This is a genomic window from Thermoproteus uzoniensis 768-20, assembly GCF_000193375.1.
In the GTDB taxonomy this organism is placed as follows: Archaea; Thermoproteota; Thermoprotei; order Thermoproteales; family Thermoproteaceae; genus Thermoproteus; species Thermoproteus uzoniensis_A.
On the sequence record NC_015315.1, the window covers coordinates 1,789,598 to 1,814,226 of the forward strand.

General features: G+C 58.4%; 26 protein-coding genes and 1 tRNA gene. 10 read left to right on the forward strand and 17 right to left on the reverse strand.

Features of this window, described 5'->3' with window-relative positions; translation table 11 throughout:
• Positions 1-20: 20 nt before the first annotated feature.
• The 3 genes from TUZN_RS10080 to TUZN_RS10090 are packed head-to-tail and all read right to left on the reverse strand — an operon-like array spanning position 21 to position 4,749.
• Positions 21-1,571: a hydantoinase B/oxoprolinase family protein gene (locus TUZN_RS10080; protein WP_013680863.1), complete on the reverse strand. Its 1,551-nt coding sequence runs from the start codon at positions 1,569-1,571 to the stop codon at positions 21-23.
• Positions 1,568-3,514 (reverse strand): hydantoinase/oxoprolinase family protein, encoded by a 1,947-nt coding sequence (locus tag TUZN_RS10085; protein ID WP_013680864.1) that lies wholly within the window; start codon positions 3,512-3,514, stop codon positions 1,568-1,570. Before TUZN_RS10085 ends, TUZN_RS10080 begins: the two co-directional genes overlap by 4 nt.
• Complete coding sequence (locus TUZN_RS10090) at positions 3,511-4,749, reverse strand: MFS transporter (protein WP_013680865.1); 1,239 nt, start codon at positions 4,747-4,749, stop codon at positions 3,511-3,513. The genes TUZN_RS10085 and TUZN_RS10090 overlap by 4 nt, the downstream gene beginning before the upstream one ends.
• A gap of 84 nt (positions 4,750-4,833) precedes the next feature.
• Between TUZN_RS10090 and TUZN_RS10095 the strand changes: the two genes are divergently transcribed.
• Together TUZN_RS10095 and TUZN_RS10100 are read left to right on the forward strand one after the other, a co-directional pair.
• Positions 4,834-5,358: a DUF998 domain-containing protein gene (locus tag TUZN_RS10095; protein ID WP_237698228.1), complete on the forward strand. Its 525-nt coding sequence runs from the start codon at positions 4,834-4,836 to the stop codon at positions 5,356-5,358.
• Positions 5,359-5,558: 200 nt separating this feature from the next.
• Positions 5,559-6,464, forward strand: a complete 906-nt coding sequence (locus TUZN_RS10100; RefSeq protein ID WP_052886245.1) for a hypothetical protein — start codon at positions 5,559-5,561, stop codon at positions 6,462-6,464.
• 374 nt (positions 6,465-6,838) lie between these two features.
• Here TUZN_RS10100 and TUZN_RS11255 read toward each other — a convergent pair whose 3' ends face one another.
• The 5 genes from TUZN_RS11255 to TUZN_RS10120 all read right to left on the reverse strand — a co-directional run bounded on the left by TUZN_RS11255 (position 6,839) and on the right by TUZN_RS10120 (position 10,406).
• Positions 6,839-6,994: a hypothetical protein gene (locus TUZN_RS11255; RefSeq protein WP_013680868.1), complete on the reverse strand. Its 156-nt coding sequence runs from the start codon at positions 6,992-6,994 to the stop codon at positions 6,839-6,841.
• A gap of 427 nt (positions 6,995-7,421) precedes the next feature.
• Positions 7,422-7,521, reverse strand: a tRNA-Gln gene (locus TUZN_RS10105).
• Between the two features lie 98 nt (positions 7,522-7,619).
• The gene (locus tag TUZN_RS10110; RefSeq protein WP_237698229.1) at positions 7,620-7,952 is read right to left on the reverse strand and encodes a hypothetical protein; all 333 of its coding nucleotides are present in this window, start codon (positions 7,950-7,952) and stop codon (positions 7,620-7,622) included.
• A 55-nt stretch (positions 7,953-8,007) separates the two neighbouring features.
• A complete protein-coding gene (locus tag TUZN_RS10115) occupies positions 8,008-8,865 on the reverse strand; it encodes a hypothetical protein (protein ID WP_237698230.1) in 858 nt (285 codons plus the stop codon).
• A 134-nt stretch (positions 8,866-8,999) separates the two neighbouring features.
• Positions 9,000-10,406 carry an ethylbenzene dehydrogenase-related protein gene (locus TUZN_RS10120; RefSeq protein WP_013680871.1) on the reverse strand — a complete coding sequence of 469 codons (1,407 nt, stop codon included), beginning with the start codon at positions 10,404-10,406 and terminating at the stop codon, positions 9,000-9,002.
• Between the two features lie 137 nt (positions 10,407-10,543).
• Between TUZN_RS10120 and TUZN_RS10125 the strand changes: the two genes are divergently transcribed.
• Both TUZN_RS10125 and TUZN_RS10130 read left to right on the forward strand, forming a co-directional pair.
• Positions 10,544-11,332, forward strand: a complete 789-nt coding sequence (locus TUZN_RS10125) for a Rieske 2Fe-2S domain-containing protein (RefSeq protein ID WP_013680872.1) — start codon at positions 10,544-10,546, stop codon at positions 11,330-11,332.
• A complete protein-coding gene (locus TUZN_RS10130) occupies positions 11,329-12,753 on the forward strand; it encodes a cytochrome b (RefSeq protein WP_013680873.1) in 1,425 nt (474 codons plus the stop codon). Before TUZN_RS10125 ends, TUZN_RS10130 begins: the two co-directional genes overlap by 4 nt.
• On the opposite strand, the gene TUZN_RS10135 is transcribed toward TUZN_RS10130, so the two are convergent.
• The gene (locus TUZN_RS10135; protein WP_013680874.1) at positions 12,754-13,524 is read right to left on the reverse strand and encodes an enoyl-CoA hydratase/isomerase family protein; all 771 of its coding nucleotides are present in this window, start codon (positions 13,522-13,524) and stop codon (positions 12,754-12,756) included.
• 116 nt (positions 13,525-13,640) lie between these two features.
• Here TUZN_RS10135 and surE point away from each other — a divergent pair, with 116 nt between their 5' ends.
• Both surE and TUZN_RS11260 read left to right on the forward strand, forming a co-directional pair.
• Entirely contained in the window at positions 13,641-14,444 is an 804-nt protein-coding gene (surE, locus tag TUZN_RS10140; RefSeq protein WP_013680875.1) for a 5'/3'-nucleotidase SurE, read from the forward strand.
• A gap of 60 nt (positions 14,445-14,504) precedes the next feature.
• The gene (locus TUZN_RS11260; protein ID WP_158305073.1) at positions 14,505-14,645 is read left to right on the forward strand and encodes a hypothetical protein; all 141 of its coding nucleotides are present in this window, start codon (positions 14,505-14,507) and stop codon (positions 14,643-14,645) included.
• Here the strand turns inward: TUZN_RS11260 and TUZN_RS10145 are convergent.
• The 3 genes from TUZN_RS10145 to TUZN_RS10155 are packed head-to-tail and all read right to left on the reverse strand — an operon-like array spanning position 14,642 to position 17,269.
• Positions 14,642-15,208: a DUF998 domain-containing protein gene (locus TUZN_RS10145; protein ID WP_013680876.1), complete on the reverse strand. Its 567-nt coding sequence runs from the start codon at positions 15,206-15,208 to the stop codon at positions 14,642-14,644. The genes TUZN_RS11260 and TUZN_RS10145 overlap by 4 nt on opposite strands.
• A 24-nt stretch (positions 15,209-15,232) precedes the next feature.
• A complete protein-coding gene (locus tag TUZN_RS10150; protein WP_013680877.1) occupies positions 15,233-16,639 on the reverse strand; it encodes an APC family permease in 1,407 nt (468 codons plus the stop codon).
• A gap of 30 nt (positions 16,640-16,669) precedes the next feature.
• Positions 16,670-17,269 carry a hypothetical protein gene (locus tag TUZN_RS10155; protein ID WP_013680878.1) on the reverse strand — a complete coding sequence of 200 codons (600 nt, stop codon included), beginning with the start codon at positions 17,267-17,269 and terminating at the stop codon, positions 16,670-16,672.
• Between the two features lie 149 nt (positions 17,270-17,418).
• Between TUZN_RS10155 and TUZN_RS10160 the strand changes: the two genes are divergently transcribed.
• Positions 17,419-18,243 carry a sulfite exporter TauE/SafE family protein gene (locus TUZN_RS10160; RefSeq protein ID WP_013680879.1) on the forward strand — a complete coding sequence of 275 codons (825 nt, stop codon included), beginning with the start codon at positions 17,419-17,421 and terminating at the stop codon, positions 18,241-18,243.
• On the opposite strand, the gene TUZN_RS10165 is transcribed toward TUZN_RS10160, so the two are convergent.
• From TUZN_RS10165 to TUZN_RS10175, 3 genes are all read right to left on the reverse strand, one after another.
• Positions 18,240-18,872 carry a YkgJ family cysteine cluster protein gene (locus tag TUZN_RS10165; RefSeq protein ID WP_237698231.1) on the reverse strand — a complete coding sequence of 211 codons (633 nt, stop codon included), beginning with the start codon at positions 18,870-18,872 and terminating at the stop codon, positions 18,240-18,242. The genes TUZN_RS10160 and TUZN_RS10165 overlap by 4 nt on opposite strands.
• Positions 18,873-18,940: 68 nt before the next feature.
• Positions 18,941-19,309, reverse strand: coding sequence for a type II toxin-antitoxin system VapC family toxin (locus TUZN_RS10170; RefSeq protein WP_013680881.1), 369 nt, complete (start codon positions 19,307-19,309; stop codon positions 18,941-18,943).
• Positions 19,284-19,511 (reverse strand): hypothetical protein, encoded by a 228-nt coding sequence (locus TUZN_RS10175; RefSeq protein ID WP_013680882.1) that lies wholly within the window; start codon positions 19,509-19,511, stop codon positions 19,284-19,286. Before TUZN_RS10175 ends, TUZN_RS10170 begins: the two co-directional genes overlap by 26 nt.
• A gap of 98 nt (positions 19,512-19,609) precedes the next feature.
• Between TUZN_RS10175 and TUZN_RS10180 the strand changes: the two genes are divergently transcribed.
• On the forward strand, positions 19,610-19,897 hold the full coding sequence (locus TUZN_RS10180) for a hypothetical protein (protein ID WP_013680883.1): 288 nt from the start codon (positions 19,610-19,612) through the stop codon (positions 19,895-19,897).
• Here TUZN_RS10180 and TUZN_RS10185 read toward each other — a convergent pair.
• The gene (locus TUZN_RS10185) at positions 19,890-21,050 is read right to left on the reverse strand and encodes an MFS transporter (protein ID WP_013680884.1); all 1,161 of its coding nucleotides are present in this window, start codon (positions 21,048-21,050) and stop codon (positions 19,890-19,892) included. The genes TUZN_RS10180 and TUZN_RS10185 overlap by 8 nt on opposite strands.
• A gap of 425 nt (positions 21,051-21,475) precedes the next feature.
• Positions 21,476-21,619, reverse strand: coding sequence for a hypothetical protein (locus TUZN_RS11265; RefSeq protein ID WP_013680885.1), 144 nt, complete (start codon positions 21,617-21,619; stop codon positions 21,476-21,478).
• 185 nt (positions 21,620-21,804) lie between these two features.
• Between TUZN_RS11265 and TUZN_RS10190 the strand changes: the two genes are divergently transcribed.
• Complete coding sequence (locus TUZN_RS10190; RefSeq protein WP_013680886.1) at positions 21,805-23,367, forward strand: glycogen/starch synthase; 1,563 nt, start codon at positions 21,805-21,807, stop codon at positions 23,365-23,367.
• 27 nt (positions 23,368-23,394) lie between these two features.
• Complete coding sequence (locus tag TUZN_RS10195; RefSeq protein ID WP_013680887.1) at positions 23,395-24,618, forward strand: sugar phosphate nucleotidyltransferase; 1,224 nt, start codon at positions 23,395-23,397, stop codon at positions 24,616-24,618.
• Positions 24,619-24,629: the final 11 nt, after the last annotated feature.

The window sequence follows — 24,629 nt, forward strand, 5'->3', positions numbered from 1 at the left end:
TGGGACAAAAGATATACCCGCTATAAAATCTTCTCTCTTCCGTAGCCTCCCCCGCCCGGCGTCTCTATAACCACCTCGTCGCCCTCAGCGAGCTCGACCGTCTCGCTACCTATTGTCGCGGCCTCGCCGTTGCGTCTCCTCACAGTTATTCTGCCGGGCCGTCCAGGCTCCCCGCCCTCGAGCCCCCAAGGCCCTATCTCCAGCCTGCTGGCTATTATCGACAGAGTTGTCGGCGCGAGGACCTTAAAGGCCCTGATAATGCCGTCCCCGCCCGGATACCTCCCACGTCCTCCGCTACCCTCTCTGATCGTATACGCGGTGAATCTGATGGGGTATTCCCGCTCAGCTATTTCTATGGGCGTGTTGAGGGTGTTGGTCATGTTCACGTGGACGCCCGACACGCCGGGACCGTTGGGCCTGCCGCCGGAGCCCCCGCCTATGGTCTCGTAGTAGGACCAATAACGGCCGCGCCACACGCCGCCCATCATGACGTTCATCATCGTGCCGGATCCCGCAGCGGGTATTCTGCCGGGCAGGGCCTTGGAGAGCGCTAGAAATGTCACGTCGGCTATCCTCTGGCTAGTCTCGAGGTTGCCGGCCCCCACGGCGGCCGGCTTCACCGGGTTTACCAGAGAGCCTTCGGGCGCCTTGAGTTTTATAACGCTGTAGAACCCGTGGTTGGTCGGCAGATAGCCGCCTATGGCGGATCTCACGGCGAACGAGACGGCTGAGAACGTGACGCCGAGCACCGCGTTGAGGGGCGCCTCGACTTGCCCCGCAGTTCCCTCGAAGTCTGCCACGACTCCCTCCCGCGAGATGTCCAGCGATATCCTTATGGGCAACCTCTCCCCCCTCCAGTCTAGGTAGTCCACTGCCTCGTATCTGCCCGCCGGCCATTTGCCTATCTCGCCCAGGGCGAGCCTCCTGCCGTACTCGACGGCCTCGCCCCACTGCCCGGAGATGTCCCCAAACTTCTCGAAGAGGTCTCTGACCCTCGCCGCGCCTACGCGGGACGCCGCCAATTGCGCCTCTAAGTCGCCGCGGGCGGCTGCCGGCGTCTTGAAATTCTCCAGGATGAAGCTCAAGGCCTCCTTGTTAAGCTCGCCGCGCCTCAGTATCTTGACCGGCGGCACCACAACGCCCTCTTCGTATATCGTCTTGGCTCTGGGGTTTAGAGACGCCGGGAGCGGGCCGCCGACGTCCACGTAGTGGGCCTTAGAGGCCACATAGGCCACGAGCCTTCCCCGCCAGTACACCGGGTACAGCACCATCACGTCGTTCAGGTGAGTCCCCGAGATGTAGGGGTCGTTGGTCAACACGGCGTCGCCCTCCTCGAGCTCGACGCCTTCTCTGGCCAAATAGCCCAGCAGATTGGCCACGCCTATGTGGAAGGAGCCCAGATGCACCGGTATATGCTCGGCCTGCGCCACTATACGTCCCTCCGAGTCGACGATCGCCACGCTGTGGTCCATGCGCTCCCTGATATTCGGCGAGAAGGCCGAGTTCCTCAGCGCGATGCCCGCCTCCTCGGCTATATACTCGGTAGCTCTATGGATCAGCTCCCACCTCATAGCCTCATCTCGAGCACGCCGTATTTCCTCACGGAGACCTCCCAACGCGGCGGCACGACGGTCGTGGAGTAGTCCTCGACGATTAGGGCGGGCCCCTTGATCTTGAAGCCCAGGGGCAGATCCTGTCTGCGGTACACCGCGGCGGCGATCCAGCCGTCGAAGTAGACCTCCCTCTCGAAGACCTTGGGCGAGCCGGAGGCGGGAGGATCGCCGAGGCGCGGCTTGGCCCTCCTCACAACGGCGAAGGCGCGTATGGTCGTCACCTCGATCTCCCGATCCAGCTTGAACCCGTAGGTGGCCATGTGCTTCTCCTCGAACGCCCTCCTTATAGCCTCGGGGGAGGCGTCCGCCCCCACGGGCACGGTGAGCTCCCAGCCCTGTCCCCTATACCGCACGTCGGCATACCGCAGGTAGTAGTCAGGCTTGTATTGGGCCAGCCTCCCCTCCAGCTCCTCGAAGCCCTTCGCCACGTCTTTTGGATAGGCCATACGCGCCTCGAACTTGAAGTCTGCCATCAACATGCCGAGGGAGGTGAAGACGCCCGGCATAGGCGGGATCAACACGCGGCCTATCCCCATCTCCTCGGCCACCTCCGCCGCGTGTTGCGGCCCGGCGCCTCCGAAGGCCATGAGGACGAAGCGGGAGGGATCCAGCCCCCTTTCGACCGTCACGAGCCTTATGGCGCGGGCCATCTCGAGGTTGACCAGCTTGACGGCGGATCCGGCGACGTCCACGGGGTCGCCCAGCTTGGCGAAGGCCCTCTCGGCGGCTTCTCTGTCCAGCCTCATGCGGCCGCCCGCTATAGCCTCCGGTATCCTCCCCAGCACTAGGTTGGCGTCCGTTATGGTGGGCTCCACGCCGCCTCTTCCGTAGCTCACGGGGCCAGGGTCGGCGCCTGCGCTCAGCGGCCCGACCCTCAAGGCCCCGCCGGCGTCCCTCCAGACTATGGTCCCGCCCCCGGCGGAGACCTCCGCGAGATCCACGAAGGGGAACCTCACGGGGTAGCCGGAGCCCTTGACGACTCTGCCTCTGTGGCTTTCGCCGCCCACCTCGTACTCCGCAGTTATGGCGGGCTCGAAATCAACGACGGTCCCGGCCTTAGCCGTCGTGCCGCCCATGTCGAACGAGATGACCTGTCTCTCGTCCAACAGCTTGGCCAGCTCCGCAGCCGCTATGACCCCCGCGGCCGGCCCCGACTCGACCAGCTGGACAGGCCTCCTCGCCGCCTCGTCCACGGTCACCAAGCCGCCGGAGCTGGCCATGACGTACATCCTCCCGCCTCTCGACTCCACGTAGCTCTTCAACTTGCCCAGATACCTCCCGACGAGAGGCATCAAGGCCGCGTTGACCACGGCCGTGGAGAACCGCTCGTACTCTCTGGCCTCCCACGCCACCTCGTACGACGCCGTGACGTACTCGAAATGCTCCTTGAGGACCTTCGCCGTTGCCTCCTCGTTGGAGGGATTTGCGTACGAGTGGAGGAAGCCGACGGCAACGCTAACTGCGCCGGCCGACTTGGCCCTCCGGGCGAGCTCCTCGACCTCTCGGGGATCGACGGCCCTCTCCACAGTCCCGTCGGGCAGAGTCCTCTCGTCGACCTCGAAACGTAGCTCCCTAGACACTATCTGTCTGGGCTTCTGAAAGTACAAGTCGTAGAGCCTAGGCCTGTTCTGCCTCCCGATTTCTATCACATCGCGGAAGCCCTTCGTGGTGAAGAACGCCACCTTGGGTATCTCCAGCCCTACCTGCCCCAGAAGCGCGTTGGTGCCTATAGTCGACGCGTGGAGGACCTCGGAGAAGTCGAGGCCGGAAAGCCCCTCGATGACCGCCCTCTCCGGCTCCCTAGGCGTCGAGAGTATCTTGAGCGTCTTAATATTGCCGTCCCTATCAACGACCACGAAGTCTGTGAACGTCCCTCCTACGTCTACGCCGACGAGGCTCATCTCCGGGGCCTATACGCAACCACGCCGGCCAGCCCTATTACCGCCAGGAGGGCTAGGTAGGCCCCGGCCCAGAAACGGCCGTAGGGCAGAATGGCGGTCATGACATAGGGCGCGGTGCTCGCTATGACAGTATTGCCTATCTGGTAAGCTGAAGACACGCCGGTGTTTCTCTCGAGCGTTGGGAACAACTCGGCCAAGTATGCGGCCTCCGGCGTATAAACTATCCCGTGCGCTATGCCGGTCAGCGCAGCGAGGGCGGTCATAACGGCGGCGCTTGAGAGGCCTTGTTCTATCAATAACGCGGCTATTATGAACATGACGAAGCCAACCGTTATAGGCACGACGTTGCCAAGACGTTCAGCTATGAACCCACTGACTACTATCCCTATTAGGTCGAGGACGGCGAATAGAATTATGACCGAGAACTTCTGGGCGGCCGTGACTAGGCCCAGGGCGTTAGCCACATTAGGCAGGAACGTGTTGCCGTAGTAAAACACCGCGCCAGCGGCGCCGGCCAGGAATATGCCCACTATGAGGGAGGCCCAGTGCTTCAAGAAGACTCCGCCGATGGGGTTCTCTATCCTGGTCGCCGAACGTCTAGCCTCAAGATACTCGAAGGTTTCTCCGAAGCTTATCCTGAATAAAAGCCCTATTACTACTATTATGATAGAGAGCAGGAACGCGATTCTCCAACCCCATGCAGAGGTTGCGGCAGTTCCCAGCACGGCGGTCAAGGCCAACATAACGCCGGCAGCTAGGAGGAGGCCGAGCGGCACGCCGCTCTGGACGAAGAGCATATAAAGGCGTTTCCTATTCACATTCTCGAATAGATAATTAACCGCGGAGCCCCACTCGCCTCCTAAGGCTAATCCTTGTAGCAATCTCAACACTACTACTGTGACTATGGCGGCGGCTCCCCACACAGAGTAAGGAGGCACGACGCCGATTAGGGCGGTGCCTAGGCCGGCCAGCGTCAAGGTCCAGAGCATGGCCTCCCTTCTGCCGTAGCGGTCGCCTATATATCCGAATAGCAACGCGCCGATAGGACGCGCGAAATAGCCCAAGGCAAATGTCAGAAAGACGTTGGCTAATTCCGTCAAGGGATTCTTCGACGGGAAGAAGGCAGCTCCCACATAGCTTGCAGCCACGACGAAGAGGAAGGCGTCATACCACTCGAGGAGAGTCCCGGCGGCGACGCCCGCCACCAACCCGGCGCCGACCTTAGGTTGGGCCATGGACGGCCTAATTTATGGGTCTTATATTTATCTATGGTAAAAAGTACATGGCAAGCCGGATCTCTGTGGATGATATTAAAGTATATGGGGCTTGTAGCCTCCGCGGCCTTCTGGCTAACCGCACTGGCGTCTATATCCGTAAATCCCTGGTTCGATATTTCTAGGAACGCCTTCAGCGACTTGGGAGGCCCGAGGGCGGCCTATCCGTGGATCTACAACGACGGCCTGATCCTGGCCGCCGCCTTCCTAGGCCTCTTCTCCGTCCACGTGGTCTCGTCTTCGTCGAATAAGCTGGAGGCCGTCGGCGGCGCCTACCTATCGATCTCGGCCATCTTTCTCGCCCTCATAGGCATATACCACGAAGGAACTCGGCCGCACGTCTTCGTCTCCACCTGGTTCTTTATCCAGGCGTTTCTCGGCTTCTTGATATACGGGCTGGGCCGAGTCCTCGTCGAGAGGAGGCGGATTAGGCTGTCGTACGTGGCGATATTCTTTGCGGCCCTAGCAGGCGCCTTGATAGTGCCGTGGCCCTCGGCGGCGGCGTTGGAGGCGTACGAGATAGCGCTCCTTACAGCGGGCGCCGCTATATACGCCTTAGGCCAGAGCTAGATGCGGAGCCGTAGGGAACCGGAGCCGCGCTCACAGCGGGCTCCCCGGCCCTCTCGGCGGCCGATCCTGCCGTATAGCTGGGCCAAGCGTGAATAAAAAATTTCCGCCGACCAGTTACTTGTGCACAGAGCCGCGAAAAATCGCGGTTAACTACGCAAACTCCGTGCACAAGTTTTTATATGGAAGTCCGATACGTCTACATGAACTGGCTTCAATACGTGTTGAGCCCTCCCAGCGGGCTCCATCTGGGGGAGATCCTCCTGATTTCTTTTATACTGGGCGTCCTGCACGGCGCGACGCCCGACGAGCATACCTGGCCCATAACCTTCAGCTACGCCGTCGGCAAATACAGCACGCGCGGCGGCATGAAAGCAGGATTTCTATTCTCGCTCGGCTTCACGGCGCAGAGGGCGCTCTTGACTACGCTGGGCTATTTAGGACTCGCCCAGATATATAACCAGTACAACCTAGACGGCCCCGTCTACGTGGCGGTGGGGGTCGCCATGGCCGCCGCTGGCTTCTACGTCCTCAAGGGCAGATACATCCACCTCCCGATAGACGTCCTGCTGGGAGGCCGGCGGCACCACAGCGGCGAGGTGGGAGGAGTCCCCATGCACGAGCTCGAGGAGAGGGACGTCCCGTTGGGGATGACCGTCGTGCACGGCCTCATAGCCGGCTTCGGCTTCGGCGCGTACGCGAGCGTGATAACCTTCGTCTTGGCCCCCCAGACCGGCTCGATCGTCTACGCCCCGCTCCCGGGCCTCCTCTTCGGGCTTGGGACAATGGCCGTGCAGATAGCCTTCGGCGCATTTTTCGGCTCGATCATGCGGCTGAAGGGCCTCACCGAGGAGCAGATCAGGAGAGTAGCCAGACGGGTGGCCGGCTTCACGCTGTACTACGGCGGCCTCCTCTTCGTGGCGGCCGGCGTTCTGATAGCCGCATTGCCGGAGGTAGACGCGTGGGCTATAGCGACCGGCAACCCCATCCCCAATCTGGACTCGATAAACATAGGCACGATACTGGTGCTCACCGTAGTCGGCATCTTGGGCATAGGCTCCATGTTGAGAGAAGTCAATAGGCTGGCGAGGGGCGGGCGCAGACCATAGCACATCTCCCTCGCACTTCAAGACATCATACCCTTAAGGGCCAAAATACGGCGGAGCCCCGGCTGACTCTCTGTTCCACACAGGTACGTTGTCCCTCTATTCGTGCCCGCCGCGGCTAACACATCCCTGAAAATGCGAATATCGGCTTTATGCTACCTACGGCACATCTCTTGACAGATAGCGACAGATTGTCGTGGGCGTCTGTAAATGGCATGTCAGGGGCAAAGTTTATATCTGTCTATGTATCTCTAGACAGCCGGGCGGGCTCACCTCAATACCCTCTCTTCAGAGGTCCGCGAGCCAGTTCTCGATCATCGCCCGCCCGGCGATTTGACATCAACGCCAAGCCTTTCGACAAGCCCGGAGAACTCCCGCTATGTGAGGACCGGAATCCTCCCGGGAGAGTGCTCATATGAGATCTCGCCCAGATACTGGCCCGCCACGTTGGCCGCCGTCTTGAAGTGGATTTCCACGCTTGGCAGAGTCGCCTTCATGACGTCTTGCGGCGCGCCGAGGACGGCGATCAACAATGTCGCCTTTCTTGGCCTCGCCGTCTATGGCGTTTAGCTTAATGTAGGCCGCTCTGCCCCCACGTGTATATCCCTGCGATCCTGACGCGGGGGCGGTGATGCCGTACAGCAATCCCGGGGCGTCTTGGGATTGAGGTTTGTCCGACATCAAAATTAGCTGTAGGATATATAAATATCCGTTCATTTAAAATATTCGGAGTCGAGTAGAATGAAAGTAACTGTGGCCGACTTTAAGGCCTTCCCCGTCCCAGCTCCTTCGCCGTTCTATCTCTCTTCTGTTTTTCCGGCGTCCGCCAATTCTCTTTACATTGATGGTTATTGGTGAACAGAGTTAAGAAAGGTTGGTGGAGAGTTAAGGAAAGGGCGCCGTATGTGAACGGCGCCGCCGATTTTCGGCGTGTTGGGGGAGTTGTATTGTGAGGGTGAGTAGCCCGGCCGGGATTCGAACCCGGGCCACGGGGTCCAGAGCCCCGCATCCGTAGCCGGGCCGCATCGCCGTGGCCCGTTGGCCGCTAGACGACCGGGCTCGCCCCACAAATACGCAGAGGATTTTAAACGTTTTCCCGACATAGGCGCCTATCGTTACCGCGGGCGGTGGTTCGTGGGCCCATGTATCCCCTCGTTGTTAGTTACCTCCGCCGCTGGGAGAATTCTCGTCAACAACTACGTCGAATACGAACCCGCCCACGCTTAACACCCCGTCCTTTATCATCTTGTATTTGACCATGTCTAATTCCTCGCCTAGCTTTCCGTCAACTTCATATTCCAGATCTAGGTCTATGCATTCGCTGGGGCCTAGATAGAACGGGGCGCTCTCCCCTGTGACGTTACTTGCGGAGAAGCCTTGGGCGGCTACAGCGATATATTTGACATATCCCTCTAGGCCGGTTTTGGTGAACGGCCCTCCGTACCTCAGCCGTAGCCTTAACGGCTCTCTCGTGTTGTTGCATAGCCTCATAGAGCTCGGATATCTAACGCGTCCATCTATATTTCTAGTTATATATATCAAAAATCTATGAAATACTTTCATTAATTTTTAAATATACTAATATATTAGACACTGTAATTATAGAAGCGAATATGACCATAACGGCGTGTTCCACAAACGCTGTGGTTAAATATACAAGGGCGGCCACCGCCGTAGCCGAGCGAATGGGCGACTTGGCGACCACGCCGTTTACCACCAGCGCGATTATCGAGAACACGTAAATGCCGGCGAATATCGCGGCTATAGGCATTGCCTGAGGCGGAATCAACACGCCCATGCCCATGGCGAATACCATCGACATTATCCCCGCCATGAAGTTGTTGTAGATAGTGAGCTGGTATAGAGGGTAGGCGAGCAACAAGGCGAGGACGGCCGCCGCCGCGTAGCCCAACGCGGATTTGAGGCCTATACGCGTCCTCGCCATGGAGTACAGGGCGTAGGCCAGAAGCGACAGGCCGCCTGTAGCGGCTAAGTAGAGCATGGGATATACCAGATACGGGCCGAGACCTCCGAACGGAGCCGCGAAGTATTCGGTCAGCACGTTGGCCAGGTAAAGCAAGAGGGATAGTATCTGCAACGCTATTAGCGGCCATAAGGGCGCCGATCTAAGGCCTATCTCCGCCAGCACGGTCACAAGAGATAGAACCGTCAACGACGCCACGATGATGCTGACGAGGATCCACGGCACGGTCATGTAGTACTGGCTATATATGAAGCTCAGAAGAGTCCCTCCCCACATGGCGGCGGTCACAGCCACTAGGTATATCTTGCTGAGGGGAGTCTCCGCCACGTAGAGCAGGAAGGGTATGACGACCTCTATGCCGAAGACGGCGAAGGTCCCCACGAGCTCTAGATACGATACGCCCGGCCCCGGGCTCGGCATAAAGGGAGCTACATAAAATAAAAATTCTCTAAATAAAAACTGCAATATAAACAATATTGAAAATAAAGAGAAAAGAATAGTATAATCGTTTATAGAGGAAAAAATATTGTTTCTAATTTTCATTTTTATTCTCTCTACTTAGTGCGCCTCCTAATGGAGTAGTATACTAGGCCTATGGCGATCACAGCTATTATCACGCCTATCACCGCGACCGTGATCACGGCCGAAGGCACCGCCGAGACGGCCGTAGTGGACGTAGTGGAGGTAGTAGTCGTGGCGGTCGTCGTTGTGGACGTAGTCGTCGAGGTTGTAGTCGTTGGCGGCGCCGATGTGGCTATTGTTAGAGGTATGAAGCTGGGCGATATCGACTTATCCCAGCTGGTCTCGCCAGCCTTGCCTATCCACACGGCGAAGGCGACGTCGTATGTCTGGCCGGGAGTTAGGTCCACGGTGTAGGGCATGGGCGCCTTGAGAGGCCTCACGAACTCTACCACCCAATAGCCGTCCTTATAGACGGCGCCGGTGTACCCGTCGAAGTAGCCGGGCTCGGGGCCTGTGGCGTTGGGGTACCATATGCCGTTGTCGCCCACGTCGTAGAGGCCTGTCTGGTTGTCGAAGAGGTTTATGAAGAAGCCGTGCGGGCTCGCGGCGAACTGCTTGGCGGCCGAGGGATCGATGCCGTTCTCGACGTCCCACGTGACGTTGGTGAAGTAGGCGAAGTTATCTCCCTGGGGGTCGGTGGCGCCGCTTATCCACTCCCATATATTTGCGGCGCCTGCGCTCAGGGATCCGCCTGTGTTGGGCTCCACGTTGCTACCCAGATAGGCTTGCATCAATTGGCCGAGCGTGCCGCCGACCTTGAAGTTGGGGTGGCCGCCGCCTATGTTCATGCAGTCGCTGGGGTTCTGTTGGGTTCCCATATACCACATTATGGCCGCTCTATCGGGGTAGTAGTGGCCTGAGGTTAGGTTCACGTAGTAGCCGTAGAAGTAGACCCCGTAGTGCGGCGCCATGTAGGCCAGCACGTACTCCATGGGCCTCGGCGAGCCCTTGATCACGGCGTAGCTGGAGTTGAGCACGAAGTACTTCTTGTGGAAGGCACTTGTCAAGATGTTCAGGAACGTCATGTTTAGCGGGCCCTTGGGGTTGTATACGAGGGTCCAGTGGCCCGGGCCCGCTATTGCGGCAGGTCCAGCGTAGCTGGGGCCGTAGGGATCCGGCCACTCCATGAGTATGAATATATCGGTGCCGTTCCACGCGGCCTTGACCATCACGTAGGGCACTAGGCCCGAGGTCGGCACGCTGTACGATATGGGCAACATCTGGGGCGAGAGGTTCGGCACGAGAGAGACGTTGTATGCCGGTATCTGGCTCCAGAAGCTCTCCGTGCCGGGAGCCGCCAGATTGGCGCTCCCCACCACCCTGTACGCCACTATGCCCGAGGGGGCTTGCGCCAGGGCTATGGGGTATACGACGGCCAAAAGCCCCACGGCGAGGGTCAGCGCCGCGGCGACGATCGTGATGGGCTTTACTCTAGCCATAGGAAGCTGAATGGCCTTACTTTTAAGTTTTTATCTCTATATTTTGGAATGAAATCTGTACTAAATTGGTATAAATTTGGGAAAAATCTGGGAAAGTGGTAAGGGAAAAGCCTTTAAATACGAAAAATCGCCTCTCTATGTCGCCTACCGACGAGGCCAAGATCGTCGATGAAGGTAGGAGGAACTTCCTAAAGGCGGTGATATTCATATCGGGCGCTGCCGTCGTTCTCGGGACGTTGCGGGGGCTCGAGTACCTGTTTCCTCCCGAGCTGGGATCCAGCGCCTTCCCGCGGCTCTTGCTAGTTGACGAGAACGGAAACCCCATAAAGGCCAGCCAGTTGCCCGTCAACGCCCAGCCCACAATAGCCATATTTCCCTATCCCCTAAGCAATGAGCCCAACTTCTTGCTGAATCTGGGCGACGAGAACAACCAACCGGTGGAGGTGCCGCCGACCACTGTTGTGATACCCCAGAACGGCGTTAAGTACCAGTTCCCAGGCGGCGTGGGTCCCCACAAGTCCATAGTGGCTTTCAGCGCCTTGTGTCAACATCTTGGCTGTACGTTCCCCGAGCTCACGTTCTATCCGCCAGGCCATAAGGCCTTCACGGCGTTGGGTCCCAAAGACAGAGTATTGAACTGCTCGTGCCACGGCTCTACGTACGACCCATATCTCGGCGGCGCTGTCGTGACGGGGCCCACAGTCAGGCCGTTGCCGGCCGTAGTCTTGGAGTGGGATCCCAACACCGACTACCTATACGCCGTCAAGATGGTGGGGCCTGTGATCTACGGACATCCGGGATACAACTCGCCGACGCCTTCGCTAGTCATCAACCCCACAAACGATCTCCAGGGAGGATCGCCGATAAGCGGCGATAAGACAGTCGTCAAGACGCACGCGAACCCGGCTCTGTCGGGAGGGCCATGAGCAAGAGCTTGTCGGACAGATTCGGGGAGCTGTTCCGCCTCAAGGATGTGCCCTTCATGGGAGTGCCCGACTACATGTTCAACATAGAGCACTGGCTCGGCGGCGTTGCCGCAAGCGCGCTGGCTTGGCAGGCGATAACGGGCTTGTTGTTGCTCCTCTACTACCAGCCCAGCAACGCCTACGATTCGACTATGGCGATAATACACAATGTGCCGTTTGGCTCGATACTTCTCTCGTCGCACCTCTACGGCGCTTATATAATGATACTTGCCGTGTATCTCCACGGCCTTTACATCATGATAAGCGGCGGGTATAAAAAGCCAAGAGGCGTCCAGTGGGTTCTCGGCGTACTGCTCTTTGCCATGACTCTCGGCGTGGCGTTCATAGGGTATTCCATGACTGGGGATGTGCTGGCCGCCGACGCGGTCGACGTGGGGCGGGGCATCTTGACTTCGCTGGGGCTCCAGTCCCTCGCCCCTGTGTTGTTCGGCAATGGGACGACTCTGGATCTGTTTACCAGACTGCTCGGCTGGCATATAATAATCGCGGCGGCCATAATCCTGTTCTTCGTCATACATTTCTATCTAGCCGAGGCCGTCGGCCTCATGCCTAGGCTTAAGGACGCCAACTACAAGGCGCCCGCGGTGCTCGACAAGGCTACTGTGAAGGACCCGTGGTGGCCCAGGAACTTCGTGTACATGATAGCGCTGGCGTTCATGGTGTGGGGAGTCATACTGCTGTTGCCGTCGATTCTCGCACTGCCGTCGGTATATCCCTACGTGCCCGTACTCTTCTCGCCGTATCCAGGCCCGTCGCCGACTAGCCCACAGGCGGCTTTGGTGCCCGCGTACCCGCCTTGGTTCTTCCTAATGCTTTACAAGATGGCGGATATGCCTCTCGGGTTGAGGAACAACATGCTCCTCGGCGCTATAGTGCCGCTCGTCATACTGTTGTTGATACCCATATTCGATAGAGGCGAGAAGCTACACCCCATGGACAGACCCGCCATACTAGCCCTAGCCCTTATAGGCTTGACGTGGCTGATCGAGTTGAGCTCGTGGAGCGCTATTCAGCCAGGCATCCCGGTACAGCCGCTGTGGGGCGCCATAGTCCTTCTGCCCCCGTTGCTCATAATAGTGGCGGGCATCTACCTGCTACATAGGCAGTGGCTTAAGGTAAGGGACAGGGCGCTCGCCCGCAGAGAGGAGGCGGCAAAAACGCCGTGGGCTCTAAGTAGCGCGGGAGCCCAAGCGCTGGCCTATCTAACTGCTGTGTTGGCGATAATAATGATCGGCCTATCGTTTGTCCTAGATCCATTAAGCGAGGGGCCCTATATAGGCATCCTCTGGGGAGCCGCGTTTCTATCGCTATCGGCAAGTATATACAACTACTTCTATATAACTTATATATTGAATAAATAATTAAATCTTATATTTAGATATACAACTATTTCTAAGATTTCTCACAGTCTTTAGGAACACCTCCCTCTTTTTACTGTCTAACAAGTTCTGTAAGAGCGCGTCGAGCAGTCGGGACGATGCAGGCTCTATAGTTCTTCTTATATTTTCATAAAGTAATTCTTTTGTATATTGATTTATCTTTATTTGCTTTATTAAAGATTTAGCATCTCCAAACAAATTATCTCTGCCTACCATATATATTAATCCTCTTTCGGCGGCTACGCTCGCGGGCAGGGGGGAGCCCGCCAATACGTTGAGGGCGTCATATCTTGGGAGTTTTTGGATCAGCGTGTTGAAGCTGAAGAGCGTGGGCACATCGACAGCGCCCTCGGGATAGCAGAGGTATACATCGGGCGGCGCTATCGTTAGATCGCTTGCGAGTGCCAGCTCCATCCCGAGGCCGACCGCAGAGCCGTTGAGAACGGCCACGATAGGCTTCGGCGTAGTTGACAGCACCGAGAAAAGGGTCTTGATATTAGAAACCAGCTCCCTTATCGAGGCGTATGTCGGCTCTATGAACTCCCAGGGCACGCCAGCCGTGAAGAAGCTCGAGCCTGTGCCCGTGATGGCTATCCACCTAACCTTGTCGTCGTTGTTTGCTATCATCAACGCGGCGCTTAGCTGCACTATCACGTCTATATCTAAAAAGTTTTGAATATTATTATTTATTGCAATAACTCCAATATTATCTTCATTCCAGAAATTAACTTTATTAAAATTAATAGACTTCATGGATCGTTTCAGCCAGTCTATAATATTAAAAGATTACCATCAGTTGCTCCGATATCTGTAGAGCGGCCGCATAGATATCCAGAGTGGCGATTTAAAAGAGATCCGGAGATGTAGGCATGAACATACTCGTCACGAACGACGACGGGATATACTCGCCGGGCTTGAGAATGTTGTATTCCTTCGTGAAGGATCTGGGGCGCGTCTATGTCGTGGCTCCCGAGACGCCTAAATCGGCGTCTGGGCTCGGCATAACTCTGCACAAGCCTCTCCGCATATCCAAGATGGAGCTCGAGGGGATACAAGCTTACGCCACGTCGGGCACGCCGTCGGACACGGTCTACCTCGCCGCGTTGGAGATAGTCGATCGGATAGACCTGGTCTTGTCGGGAATTAACGTCGGCGACAACACATCGCTCCAGGTAATACTCTCGTCGGGCACCATAGGCGCGGCTATGCAGGCGGCGCTTCTGGGCATACCGGCTCTCGCGTTTTCCGTAGACGTCAACGAGCCGGAGGAGCTCTTGGAGGACCCCGCGCTTATATCGGCAATTAGGAACGTTGCGAGGGCCGCGGTGAGATTCGTCGTGGAGTACGGCATGCCGAAGGGGGTCGACGTGATCAGCTTGAATTTCCCCAGGAGGTTCAAGCCGGGGGCCGCGGTGAAGATGGCGCCGGCGGCTAAGGTTAAGTTCTCGCAGAAGGTCGATAGGAGGAAGGATCCGCGGGGCGGCGTCTATTATTGGCTCTACGGCGAGTTGGTGAAGGCCGAGCCGGGCACCGACGTCTACATAGTGCACGAGGAGGGCAACATAGCGCTGACGCCTCTGAGCTTCAACATGAACGTGCTCGGCCCGCGTCCCGAGGCCGACGCCGCGGCGCTCCAGAGGCTCGTCGATCTGCTTAACAAATCCATAACCTAGCGTCTGTGCAGGCGTTGCACCTTCCAACCGGTTTTTAACCCGCCGTATGTAGATCTACACATGATGGAGCTGAAGAAGTACGTGACGTCGAAGCACATGGTAATAGAGCCTTTTCTGGACGTGAGGTGTTTCGGGGTTAGGAAGGAGCTCTGCACCGATAGAAAAGAGATTAGGTTGATACGCTGTACGTACCTAAACTAGCCCCATTTTATCGCCACGTATATGCCGTATATCGCGGCGTATATCAGGATAGGGTAGACCACCGGCCTCTCCACGATGGGCGGCTCGCCAAACGCTATGTATGCGGCCAGCGACGCCAACGCCACCGCCCCGAAGAGCACGCCCAATAGCCTGAGCGGCTTCGGCATCGCGGTGTATGCTCCGAGCACCGCCACGGCAAGCCCCCCGAAGAGAAACGCTATGAGGGCCGAGATTGTGTGGAGGCCGTATGGCGAGCCCTCGGGGAACAGCCCGACGCCGAGTGCGCCGAGGCCGGCGAGGCCGAGCAGAGCCGTTGAGGTCGCTCGCTTCGCGGTCAGACGGCCCACCCCGTAGGAGGAGACGATGACCAACACGCCGAGTATTGCTGCCGATGTGTTGAAGAGGGCCGATATGAAGGGACCCGCCAGCGACTTATTGCCCAAGTCGCTTATGTAGTTGGTCCATATGCTGTAGTTGGGGTAGAGCCACTGCGCTATCTGGACAACCACCATGAACTGGACGGCGGCCGCGGCGAGCAGTATAGCGTATAGCCTTGCCGACATAGTGAGGTAAACGTCGATGTATTTTTAACAGTGAGGACATATAGCCTCTTTTATTGAGTTAATTTTATTTCTTAAAATAGTGAATTCCAATACTAATATGACTATTATAGAACCAAGGAAGATGGACAGCACGGCCATACTCGAGACGGAGTAGTAGAAGGCTATCCCGAGAAGGACGGCGCCAGCCGCGGCCACGGCTTTTCCCCATAGCGAGGATATCCTAAACGCGGCGGCTGCCAGCAACACGAGCGAGGCCACGTAGTAGAGCGAGTCTACGGCGTAGGCGTACTCCATTGCGTTATACGCCAGCGCGATCGACTCTCTGTACCCGCTCAGATAGGCGGCGAGGTACGCGGCCGCCGCCGTCGCCGCCGCCAGCGCCGTGCTGAGGTAGAGCGCGTTCGCCGGCGACTTGAACTCATTGGTCTCTGCATATCTCCTAGGCATTAGGCCGTCGCGGGCGACGCCGTATATCATCCTCGCGGTCGCGTTGAGCGTGGCTAGGTAACAGCTGAATACGCTCGCGATAACCGCCGCTGCGAACAAGGCTTCCCCCGGCGTGCCTAGATATCTGCCGATCATGCCGTATATGGGGTTGGCGCCCGACGAGGCTTGGTCGACGAAGTTCTCCACGGCGTTCTGCGAGAAGCCCAAGTTAGCCGCTATGGCGTAGGTCACCAATACGTAGAGAAGCCCCATAGAGAGCGTGGCGAGCAACGTGCCTAGAGGCACGTCGCGCCTAGGGCTCACGGCCTCCTCGGCCAGTTGGGTCGACACCTCGAACCCCATGAAGTACGTCACCGAATAGAGCAAGCCGCCTGAGAGCGCGGCCAACACGGGCAGGGAGCCCGACGCGAAGGTTCCCTGCGGCGTGAAGGGAAGTAGCGAGAGCCTTCCCCAGTTGGCGTATATGGTCAGCCCTGCGAAGGCCAGGAGTATGGCCACCTCGGCGCTCGTCAACGCGGCCTCGGTCCTTATGCTGGGCCTAATCCCGAGCACTGCCGGGATCAACGCCAAGATCAGAGGCAGGGGGACCAGATAGGCGGGATTTACGGCCGTGCCCGTCAAGACGGCCAAGCTCTGGGACGCGAGGTACCCGAACGCTATGGCGACGGAGCCCAGCCCCAGCGTCGCGCTGTAGAGCAGAGTGTAGACGGCCCAGTTTAGGAAGCCGGCCTTGGGGCCGAGAGTATTGGCGACGTACGCGTAGAGGCTGGCTGCGTGGGGGTACCTCTTCGCCAGTACGAACACCGAGTAGACTATCGCCATTACGCCGAGCGTTGTCAACAACATGGCGAGGGGCGCTGCGGCTCCGGCGTACTGCATTATGAGCGCGGCGCCGCCCGCTATGCTGTAGGCGGGGGCCTGGCCCGCCAGAGAGTTGTAGATAGCGCCGCCTAGGCCGGTCGCCTTCCTTTCGAGCTCGCCCATGGAGGCGCTGAGAGGGCCCGGAGTTATCCCTTATTGAACGTTCAACATCCCCTCGGCCACCTTCTTCATTTTCTCCACTAGGTCGAGTATGCCCGGCAGATCCTCCCTCTTGGCTACTATGTATATCTGGTTGTCGTGCCTCAACACGTGCTCTGGGCTTATGCCGACAGCCCTCATTAGCTGGACCAAGAAAGTCACGGCGCCTACCGGCGCTTGTCGCGGGAACACCACCTTTACGAGCCCTTTGTCCGCCTCGGCGCGGCCCAACAGACGGGCTGGCGCCAGGACCCAAGTCTTGGACCCGTCGCTGAGCGCCACGAAGGGCTCGCCTGATTTGTAAATTGCGTTGAGATCCACTGTTCCCCCCTCGGCCTCGGCCATGCCGCTGTAGGCCACCGACTCTACATATCTGAAGTCCTCGGGCCTCGTCGTTGTCGAACCGAAGGTCTTCTCGAGCCTTTCCAAGGCCTTGACTATGGTGGGTATCTTTACGTCCTTCCCGGTGGCCGCGTCGACCAGGGGCTTTATGGCGCGCGCAACGGCCGAGAGGTTGGCGAGGCCCGTCGACAACACTAACGAGTATAGGGGGTTTCCCTCCACTGCCAGCCTCACGGCTTCCTGTATTTTCATTGAATTTGAATAACTTAATTGTTTTTATGCTTTTCCTTATATTAAAGAAAAACTTATTTTAATGAAAAATAATATATCTTAAATATTTTTGTTTCATTTATGTCATAAATAAGACAAAAAGTTTATATTTTTGATGTATACAGGCTCTTATGGACATCGGCGTGGTCCAATACGCCCTTTCGGTGATATCGGGCGTGCTGGTGGGGTTCTCGCTCGGTCTAATAGGCGGAGGCGGCTCGATACTTGCCGTGCCGCTTTTCCTCTACTTCGTTGGCCTTTCGGCGTTGCCCAACTCGGCGCATATAGCCATAGGCACGACGGCGTTGGCGGTCGGGATAAACGCATTTATAAACTCGTATATGCATTTCAAGAAGAGGAACATAGCGCCTAGGGTTGGCGCTGTGTTTGCGGCCGTGGGTCTCGTGGGCTCGTTAATAGGCGCATATCTAGGCCACATAACGCCGGGCACCTCGCTCCTGACATACTTCGCGATAGCCATGATAGCTCTGGGCATCTACGTGGCTGTTAGGAAAGAGCCAGCGAGGGCCGGCGGGCTGGAGGAGCTCGAAAGAGTTACGGAGGCCGCGAGGAGGTGCCCGAGGCTCACGCCGTCAGTCATAGCCAAGGTCGCCGGCTTCGGGTTCGTCGTAGGCCTGCTCAGCGGGTATTTCGGCATAGGCGGCGGCTTCTTGATAGTGCCGAGCCTCATGTTCTCGGCCGGCCTCTGCATAACCAGGGCCATAGGGACGAGCCTCTTGAGCGTGGGCACCTTCGGCGTGGCGGCCGGCGCGGAGTACTGGTACTACGGCAACGTCATACCGCTCGTCGCGTTGCTCTACGTGCTGGGCGGCATCGGCGGCGGGTATCTGGGAACGAGTCTGGCAGTGAAGGCTCCGAAGGACGCCTTGAGGAAGGCCTACGGCGCGATCATCGTGGCCGTCGGCATCTATATGCTGTACAGGATATACGGCTAGAGCAAGTCCTTTATGGTCAGCTCAGGCCTAAAACGCCTGATGAAGGCGAACCCGTTGACGACGGGATAGAAGGGGCTGCTTCCTCCGTCTTGTAAATCCACGTACCCCTTCTGCCAAAGGTCGCTCAATATACGGGCGTAGAGGAGCCTCTTCTCCACGGTCTCTCTGGCCACTTGGACCTCCCTTGGCGCGTACTGCACCGCTATCCTTATATCGCGCATCTTGACCAACTCGCGGGGGGAGAGGTCGGACCTGACGACGGGACATAGCGTCGACATGACGAAGTTTATCTCCATCCTTATCTCCTTGGCGACGGGGTCCAGCTCGTACCTTATCACCTTGGGCAGATAGGGAAACGACCTGCAGGTCAGAGGCTTGTAGAGGCCGTGCACGAGGCATTTAGTGCCCTTGAGGAAGGGGCATTTGCCCTCTTCGTCAAGCAACATGAGGTAGCTGAGCGCCACCCTCACGCCGCTTATGGTGTCGAGAAGCGTATAGGCCGGGGCGAACTTGACCCTCACATCGAGATCGCGCGCCAACGACTCCAGCACGTACACTTCGTGCGGTAGCACGGTCACTGGGCTGGCCCTGCAACAGAGGGCGCAATTAGGCATACAGGCGAACGTCACCGCGACGTATGTCCGCTCGCACTTTATAAATTAATCTCCATGTAAACTCCCAGACATGTCAAGAGGACTTATGAGGGGGCTATCCTAACTACGCCGACGTCGTCGAAGTCCTCGTCGTTGGACAATATCGTGTCTATGCCGTATATCTGCATCGTGGCTAGATGGAGCCTATCCTCGAAGTCCTTAGGCCTCTCCAAGCTCCTCGCCCTGGCCAGGACGTCTAGGTCTAGGGGCAACACAACGGCTATATCTCTCACGGCATCCACCACCTCTTCTCGGCGCGTCAACACGTAGAGGAGCCAGGCCGAGATGGAAGATGTGGCTAACCTGCCTAAGTACCTCCTTATAAGCTCGCGGGAGCCCTCGCCGAATTCAGGATGGGCTGTCAAGAAGTAGTAGAGGACGTTTACGTCAACGTAGATCCACTTGCGCCGCATCCTCTAAGGCCTTCTCTATCTCCTCAAGGGAGGCGTATCTAGGCGGGCCGAATCTGCCGTAGTAGGAATCCACGGCATCCACCGGCTCCAGCAACAAGCCTCCCTCGACTATCCTTATTCTGAACCGCCGCGCGTTGAGACGGCGTCTGATCTCCGCGGGTATGTAGATTCTGCCCGATCCATCCATCTCGACAATTTCCACGTGTGTCCAGTTTTGTCAATATATAAGTTTTTTGGAAATAGCATCGCCGAGGGCGGCATCGAGCCCTAAGACTTTTTAAACCCGGCGCATCTGGTGGCATGATATCGGTGACGCAGATACTGGCCTTGGTCGTGCCGTTTATATTCGGACTGCTCATAGGAGTCCTGATAAGGCGCCTCATCGGCGTGGCCTTGGTGTTGCTGGCCATATTGCTGTTGGCGGTGGCGGTGGGCTACATCTCGCCGTCGACGGCAATGGGCATTATCCAAAGCTTGGGCTACACGGCGTATCAAGCGGCCGAGAAGCTCGGCGTGTTGAAGGCGATGATTCCCTACTCATCCCTGACCTTCATAATAGGCCTCGTGATAGGGCTCTTGATCAAGTAAGGCCTCTGAACTCCTTGGTTTTGCCGAAGAGAGCGAAGAAAGCCGCCGACATGGCGGCGACGGCTGGGGCTAGGACGAGCCACATGGCGCCGTATCCCCAGAGCTCTGCCGATGCGCCTAGGGCGGGCGGTATAGCCGTGCCCAATATCACCAGGTAGGAGGAGAAGAGGGAGTTCACGGCGTTTCTCTCCTCCAACGACGTAGTCCTGACTATCATTATCGTCGACAGCGTGAAGACGCTTCCGTGCGGCACTCCGAGGATAGCCATGGCGGCCGCCAGCAAGAGGTAGTTCTTGGAGGCGTAGAAGACGGCTAGGCCCAACAAGGTGAGCGCCACGGACACGGCGAATGCCTTATTCACGTCTCTGACAGGTCTGAGGAACATATAGAGGCGCGTGAGCATAGACACGGCGAAGAAGGGCAGGAAGAGCGAGTAGGCAACTGCCTTGGCGAGGCCCAGCTCCTCGGAGGCGTATATGGGCAGATAGGTCACGAAGGCGATGAAGGGGACGTTGTACGACGTAATGGCGAGAGCCGCCGAGATGAAGCCTTTGCTGAATAACGCCGATCTGTAGGTGGCGCGGAGGTCGGCCGACCTAGCGCCCACTATGGGGATCCTCGGCGATAGGGCGGCCAGAAGGATCGCAAGCGGGAGGAAAAAGAGGAACACATCTCTGTAGCTGTACCTGGTCAGTATCGCCGTCTCGTAGGCCGGGCCTATTACGAGGCTTGTGCTGAGCGAGAGGGAGTATGCCGCCAGTAGCCTCTCGGCGTACTCCGGCCTCACGGACGCCAAGTTTATCAAGTTGGGCATAACTACGCCGAAGGACAGACCGGATAGGAACGAGGCGATCCAGAGCTCCGCAACCCCCGACAGCCAGAAAATCGCCAGCACGAGGGGAATCGCGAACGCGGCGGCGACTACGGCTTTTTTCCTCGGCGACGGGCCCAGCGCCACGTTTATCACCGAGCTGCCGATAAGCTGGCCGACGGCGCCGACCGCCGCCAAGGCGCCTATCAGGGACGGCGTGAGGCCCAGCTCGCGCGCCAGAGGCGGCACCGTGCTCTGCACCATGTAGTTGACAGACCTCGTAGCTATGGTCAGCAGGGCTATCAGCACGACCAAGCTTACGACGTCTCTTTCCAGGCGCACGTAGGCTTAACGACCGCTATAAAAAGCCTCCGCCGTCAAGCACGCCTGCCGGATTTCTCCGGCGAAAGACGGATCGCTTGTATGGTCGTGAGGCGGCCCATGTGAAACTCCAACTAAGTAGGGGGCGCCGCATACCCCCGCTTCTGTTCGGTATCGATCTAACCCCCTACCCGGGCCTCGCCGCGGCCTCACAGGCCCTGCTTGGGGGCCGCGCCCCCAGCTGGTTTTTACCCCCGCCTTTCGGCGGCCTGCCGGGAGCCTCCGCGGGCGGTGCGGGAGGTTCCAGAGGGCGGCCGTCTCCGAGCCGCCCCCGTCCCCTCGGCGCCCCCACTGTATGTCTGTACTCCCAATAAAAAGGAATCTAGGAGTTAGCGTAGAGCAAGCCCGACGCGCATGTGCCGTCTCTCCGCGCCTTCCGCATCGCGTCAAGCCTCTACGTCGATCGAGTAGCCCGACCCTAGCTCAAACGTCAAGGCGTCGCAGATTGCGTGGAGGAACGCTTCCTCAGTTCCGTAGAGCCCAGCCAAGAGGAGCCCCCAGCCGCCGAGCTGGCCGAAGCCCAGGCCCACTAGCTTGCGTAGTAGTTGACGCTGGGCTCAGTGGCCGGGAAGGACCTGTGCTTGGCCAATATCCCGCCGCTAGGCCTATCTCAACAACCTTGCCCGGCGCAAAGTCCGCCAAATCGGCGTTAGACGTTGTCGGCAGTCCTTTGTTCTCGCCGCAATCTTGATAAATTAGGGACGGCACAGACCGGGTGAGAGCTCCCGAGGCGGTCGGCAAGGTCTACCTGCTCACTTTCGAGTACGCGGGTCTGGTGAAGGTTGGAGGGCTGGGCGAGGCCGTGAGGCAGTACGCCGTGGCTCTGGCCAGGCGGGGCCTCGACGTGACGGTCCTCATGCCGTCGCACGGGAGACATCTGGATCCCAACAGGGGATTTCCCCTATCGCCTCTGGACTTCCGCGCGTGCGGCGACAGGCGGGGCCTCGACGGGAGGCTGTACCCCTACTGCCTCGGGGCGGAGAAGACCGAGGTCGACGGGGTTAAGGTCGTCATGTTCAAGGGGCTGGACACGGCCACGGGCCTCGTCTTCGATAGATGGTACCCCTACGAAAACGTCGAGGAGAAGGCCGCCCTCTTCGCGAGGGCCGTCGTGGCCTACGCCGAGAGGTACGGGTTGCCCGATCTAATCCACGCCAACGACTGGCATTCCGGCCTCGCGGGTGTGGCGTTGAGGGACTACGCCGAGAGGAGAGGGCTCGCCGTGCCTCTGGTCTACACGATACATCTATCGTCGGGGTACTCCTTCCCGTGGCACTACGCGTCGGCCGATTGGGCAGGTCTGCCCGACAGGCCCCATCTGGTCTGGAGGGTCTGTTGTCACAGGCGGGAGCTCTACTCGTCTGTGTGGGACTCAGTGGGCGGCTCCGCCGAGGGGTTCGCAGTTGTTGAGAGCGACGTGGTCTCCAGCGTCAGCTGGGGATACCTCAACGAGGCGCTTTCGAAATACGGCGACTGGCTTAGAGGCAAGTCGTGCGTCCTCTACAACTCCACCGATTGGAGGATAGAGGAGGCCGAATCACACTTCCGCAAGCTGGCTCCCGACGGCTCTCCCTGGAGCTTAGTGGAGCGGGTGGAGAGTATGGGGGGAGAGGGCTCCCTAGACAGAGGAGGCGCCCTCTTCCTGGCGGTGGGGCGCGCCACGAGCCAGAAGGGGCTGGATCTCGCCGTGAGGGCGCTCGACTTCGCCCTGTCCGCGCGCCTCTTGGTGTTGGCGATACCGGTGGGCGACTTCGGGTACGAGGAGTACCTACGCCGCCTCGTCCGCGAGAGGCCGGGGAGGGCCTTCCTGTCCTTCGCCAAGATCCCCAAGGATCTCTACATGGCGCTCAACTACGCGGCGACGGCGCTGGTTATGCCGTCCCGCTGGGAGCCCTTCGGCATATCTGCCATAGAGGCCATGGCGGTGGGGACGCCGGTCATAGCGTCGGCGGTCGGCGGGTTGCCGGAGGTCGTCGTCGACTTCCGGGGCGGCGACGGCGTGGGGTTGCTCGTGCCGCCCGAGGACGTCGCGGCGTTAGGGGCGGCCATGGAGTCTCTCGCTAACTGGATATGGTCGTTTAAGCCCGGCTCTATCCCGGACGGACGGCTTAGGGAGATCGCCTCAGCGAGGGGCCCAGAGTATGTAAAAGACTTGAAGCGCTACATATCGCGGTACGTCGACGAGAAGTTCAGAGAGAAAAATCTCTACGATCAGCTAAGACATTGTTACGAAAAGGCGAGGCAGATGGCCTTCTTCAAGGCGATAACGCCGGCTTAATATTTATGTTCAGGCGCACTGATATGTATGGGCGTCAGAGTCGCCGTTATTCCTATCGGCGGCGAGGCGGTACGCCTCCGGCCTCTCACCGTCGAGACGTCAAAGGCCATGGTCCGCATCCTCAACAGGCCCCTTATAGAGTTCACCATAGTCGGCTTGGCTAGACAAGGCGTTGAGGAGATCATAATGGGGGTCAGGGGCTACTACAACTACAAGGACGTCTACGACTACTTCGGCGAGGGCTACTGGCTCGAGAGGGAATACGGCGTGAGGGTCCGCCTGAGGTATATGCCGAGGGCCGAGACCCGGGGCAACGCCGAGGCTGTGAAGATCTCCCTCGAGTATTACGGCGTGAGGGAGCCTGTGCTGGTCGTGCAGGGCGACAACCTATTCGAGATAGACCTGGACTCCTTCTACAAATTCCACGAGGCCAATAGGGCGTTTATGACCATCGCGTTGAAGGAGGAGGAGAGGGTCGAGGAATTCGGCGTGGCGGCCGTCGACGAGAGGATGAGGATTCTGAAGTTCGTGGAGAAGCCCAAGCGGAGGGAGGACGCCCCTAGTAATTTAGTCAATACAGGCCTCTATTTGCTCTCGGAAGATTTCTTGAATTTCTTCGAGGGTGAGGTGGGGTCCAAACTGTATAGGGAAGGGCTAATGGACTTCGGATCTAACGTGATTCCGGCCGTCATAGGCGCAGGCCTGCCCGTCTACGGGTTCGTCACCAAGGGCTTTTGGTTCGACGTGGGGAGCCCGGAGCGGTACCTGGCGGCGGCCCAGTACTTGTTGGGCAATCTAGGCCCGTCGGACCTCGCCTCGGAGGAGATCCTGCCCCGCGTCTTTGTCCAGGGGACGAGCCCCGAGTCGCTGGCGCTGAAGAGGGAGTTGAAGGAACGCATAAACTCGGGCGATATAAAGGTGGAGGGCAATGTGCTGATAGGGAGGCACGTCAAGATAGGGAGGGGCGCCTACCTGAAAAACGCAGTCATAGACAACTACACAGTTCTAGGCGACGGGGCTGAGGTCGTCGACTCTGTAGTCATGGACAGATCGGTGTTGGGGCCGAGATCCAGAGTCGAGAGATCCATAGTGGGGAGGCATAGCGCAGTCGGGGAGGGGTCGTACCTGGTAAATTCCGTCCTAGGCAACGACGTGACTGTCGGCGCAGGCGCCGTGTTGATAAACGCCAAGGTCTGGCCGCATAAGTCAGTCGGCGACGGCGTGAAGCTGGAGAACTTCGCGCTGACCTAGGCAATAACTTT

Coding starts and splice junctions, on each gene's coding strand:
- TUZN_RS10080 (WP_013680863.1), bottom strand. CDS start 1,571: ATGAGGTGGGAGCTGATCCATAGAGCTACCGAGTATATAGCCGAGGAG.
- TUZN_RS10085 (WP_013680864.1), bottom strand. CDS start 3,514: ATGAGCCTCGTCGGCGTAGACGTAGGAGGGACGTTCACAGACTTCGTG.
- TUZN_RS10090 (WP_013680865.1), bottom strand. CDS start 4,749: ATGGCCCAACCTAAGGTCGGCGCCGGGTTGGTGGCGGGCGTCGCCGCC.
- TUZN_RS10095 (WP_237698228.1), top strand. CDS start 4,834: ATGGGGCTTGTAGCCTCCGCGGCCTTCTGGCTAACCGCACTGGCGTCT.
- TUZN_RS10100 (WP_052886245.1), top strand. CDS start 5,559: ATGAACTGGCTTCAATACGTGTTGAGCCCTCCCAGCGGGCTCCATCTG.
- TUZN_RS10110 (WP_237698229.1), bottom strand. CDS start 7,952: ATGAGGCTATGCAACAACACGAGAGAGCCGTTAAGGCTACGGCTGAGG.
- TUZN_RS10115 (WP_237698230.1), bottom strand. CDS start 8,865: ATGCCGAGCCCGGGGCCGGGCGTATCGTATCTAGAGCTCGTGGGGACC.
- TUZN_RS10120 (WP_013680871.1), bottom strand. CDS start 10,406: ATGGCTAGAGTAAAGCCCATCACGATCGTCGCCGCGGCGCTGACCCTC.
- TUZN_RS10125 (WP_013680872.1), top strand. CDS start 10,544: ATGTCGCCTACCGACGAGGCCAAGATCGTCGATGAAGGTAGGAGGAAC.
- TUZN_RS10130 (WP_013680873.1), top strand. CDS start 11,329: ATGAGCAAGAGCTTGTCGGACAGATTCGGGGAGCTGTTCCGCCTCAAG.
- TUZN_RS10135 (WP_013680874.1), bottom strand. CDS start 13,524: ATGAAGTCTATTAATTTTAATAAAGTTAATTTCTGGAATGAAGATAAT.
- surE (WP_013680875.1), top strand. CDS start 13,641: ATGAACATACTCGTCACGAACGACGACGGGATATACTCGCCGGGCTTG.
- TUZN_RS11260 (WP_158305073.1), top strand. CDS start 14,505: ATGATGGAGCTGAAGAAGTACGTGACGTCGAAGCACATGGTAATAGAG.
- TUZN_RS10145 (WP_013680876.1), bottom strand. CDS start 15,208: ATGTCGGCAAGGCTATACGCTATACTGCTCGCCGCGGCCGCCGTCCAG.
- TUZN_RS10150 (WP_013680877.1), bottom strand. CDS start 16,639: ATGGGCGAGCTCGAAAGGAAGGCGACCGGCCTAGGCGGCGCTATCTAC.
- TUZN_RS10155 (WP_013680878.1), bottom strand. CDS start 17,269: ATGAAAATACAGGAAGCCGTGAGGCTGGCAGTGGAGGGAAACCCCCTA.
- TUZN_RS10160 (WP_013680879.1), top strand. CDS start 17,419: ATGGACATCGGCGTGGTCCAATACGCCCTTTCGGTGATATCGGGCGTG.
- TUZN_RS10170 (WP_013680881.1), bottom strand. CDS start 19,309: ATGCGGCGCAAGTGGATCTACGTTGACGTAAACGTCCTCTACTACTTC.
- TUZN_RS10180 (WP_013680883.1), top strand. CDS start 19,610: ATGATATCGGTGACGCAGATACTGGCCTTGGTCGTGCCGTTTATATTC.
- TUZN_RS10195 (WP_013680887.1), top strand. CDS start 23,395: ATGGGCGTCAGAGTCGCCGTTATTCCTATCGGCGGCGAGGCGGTACGC.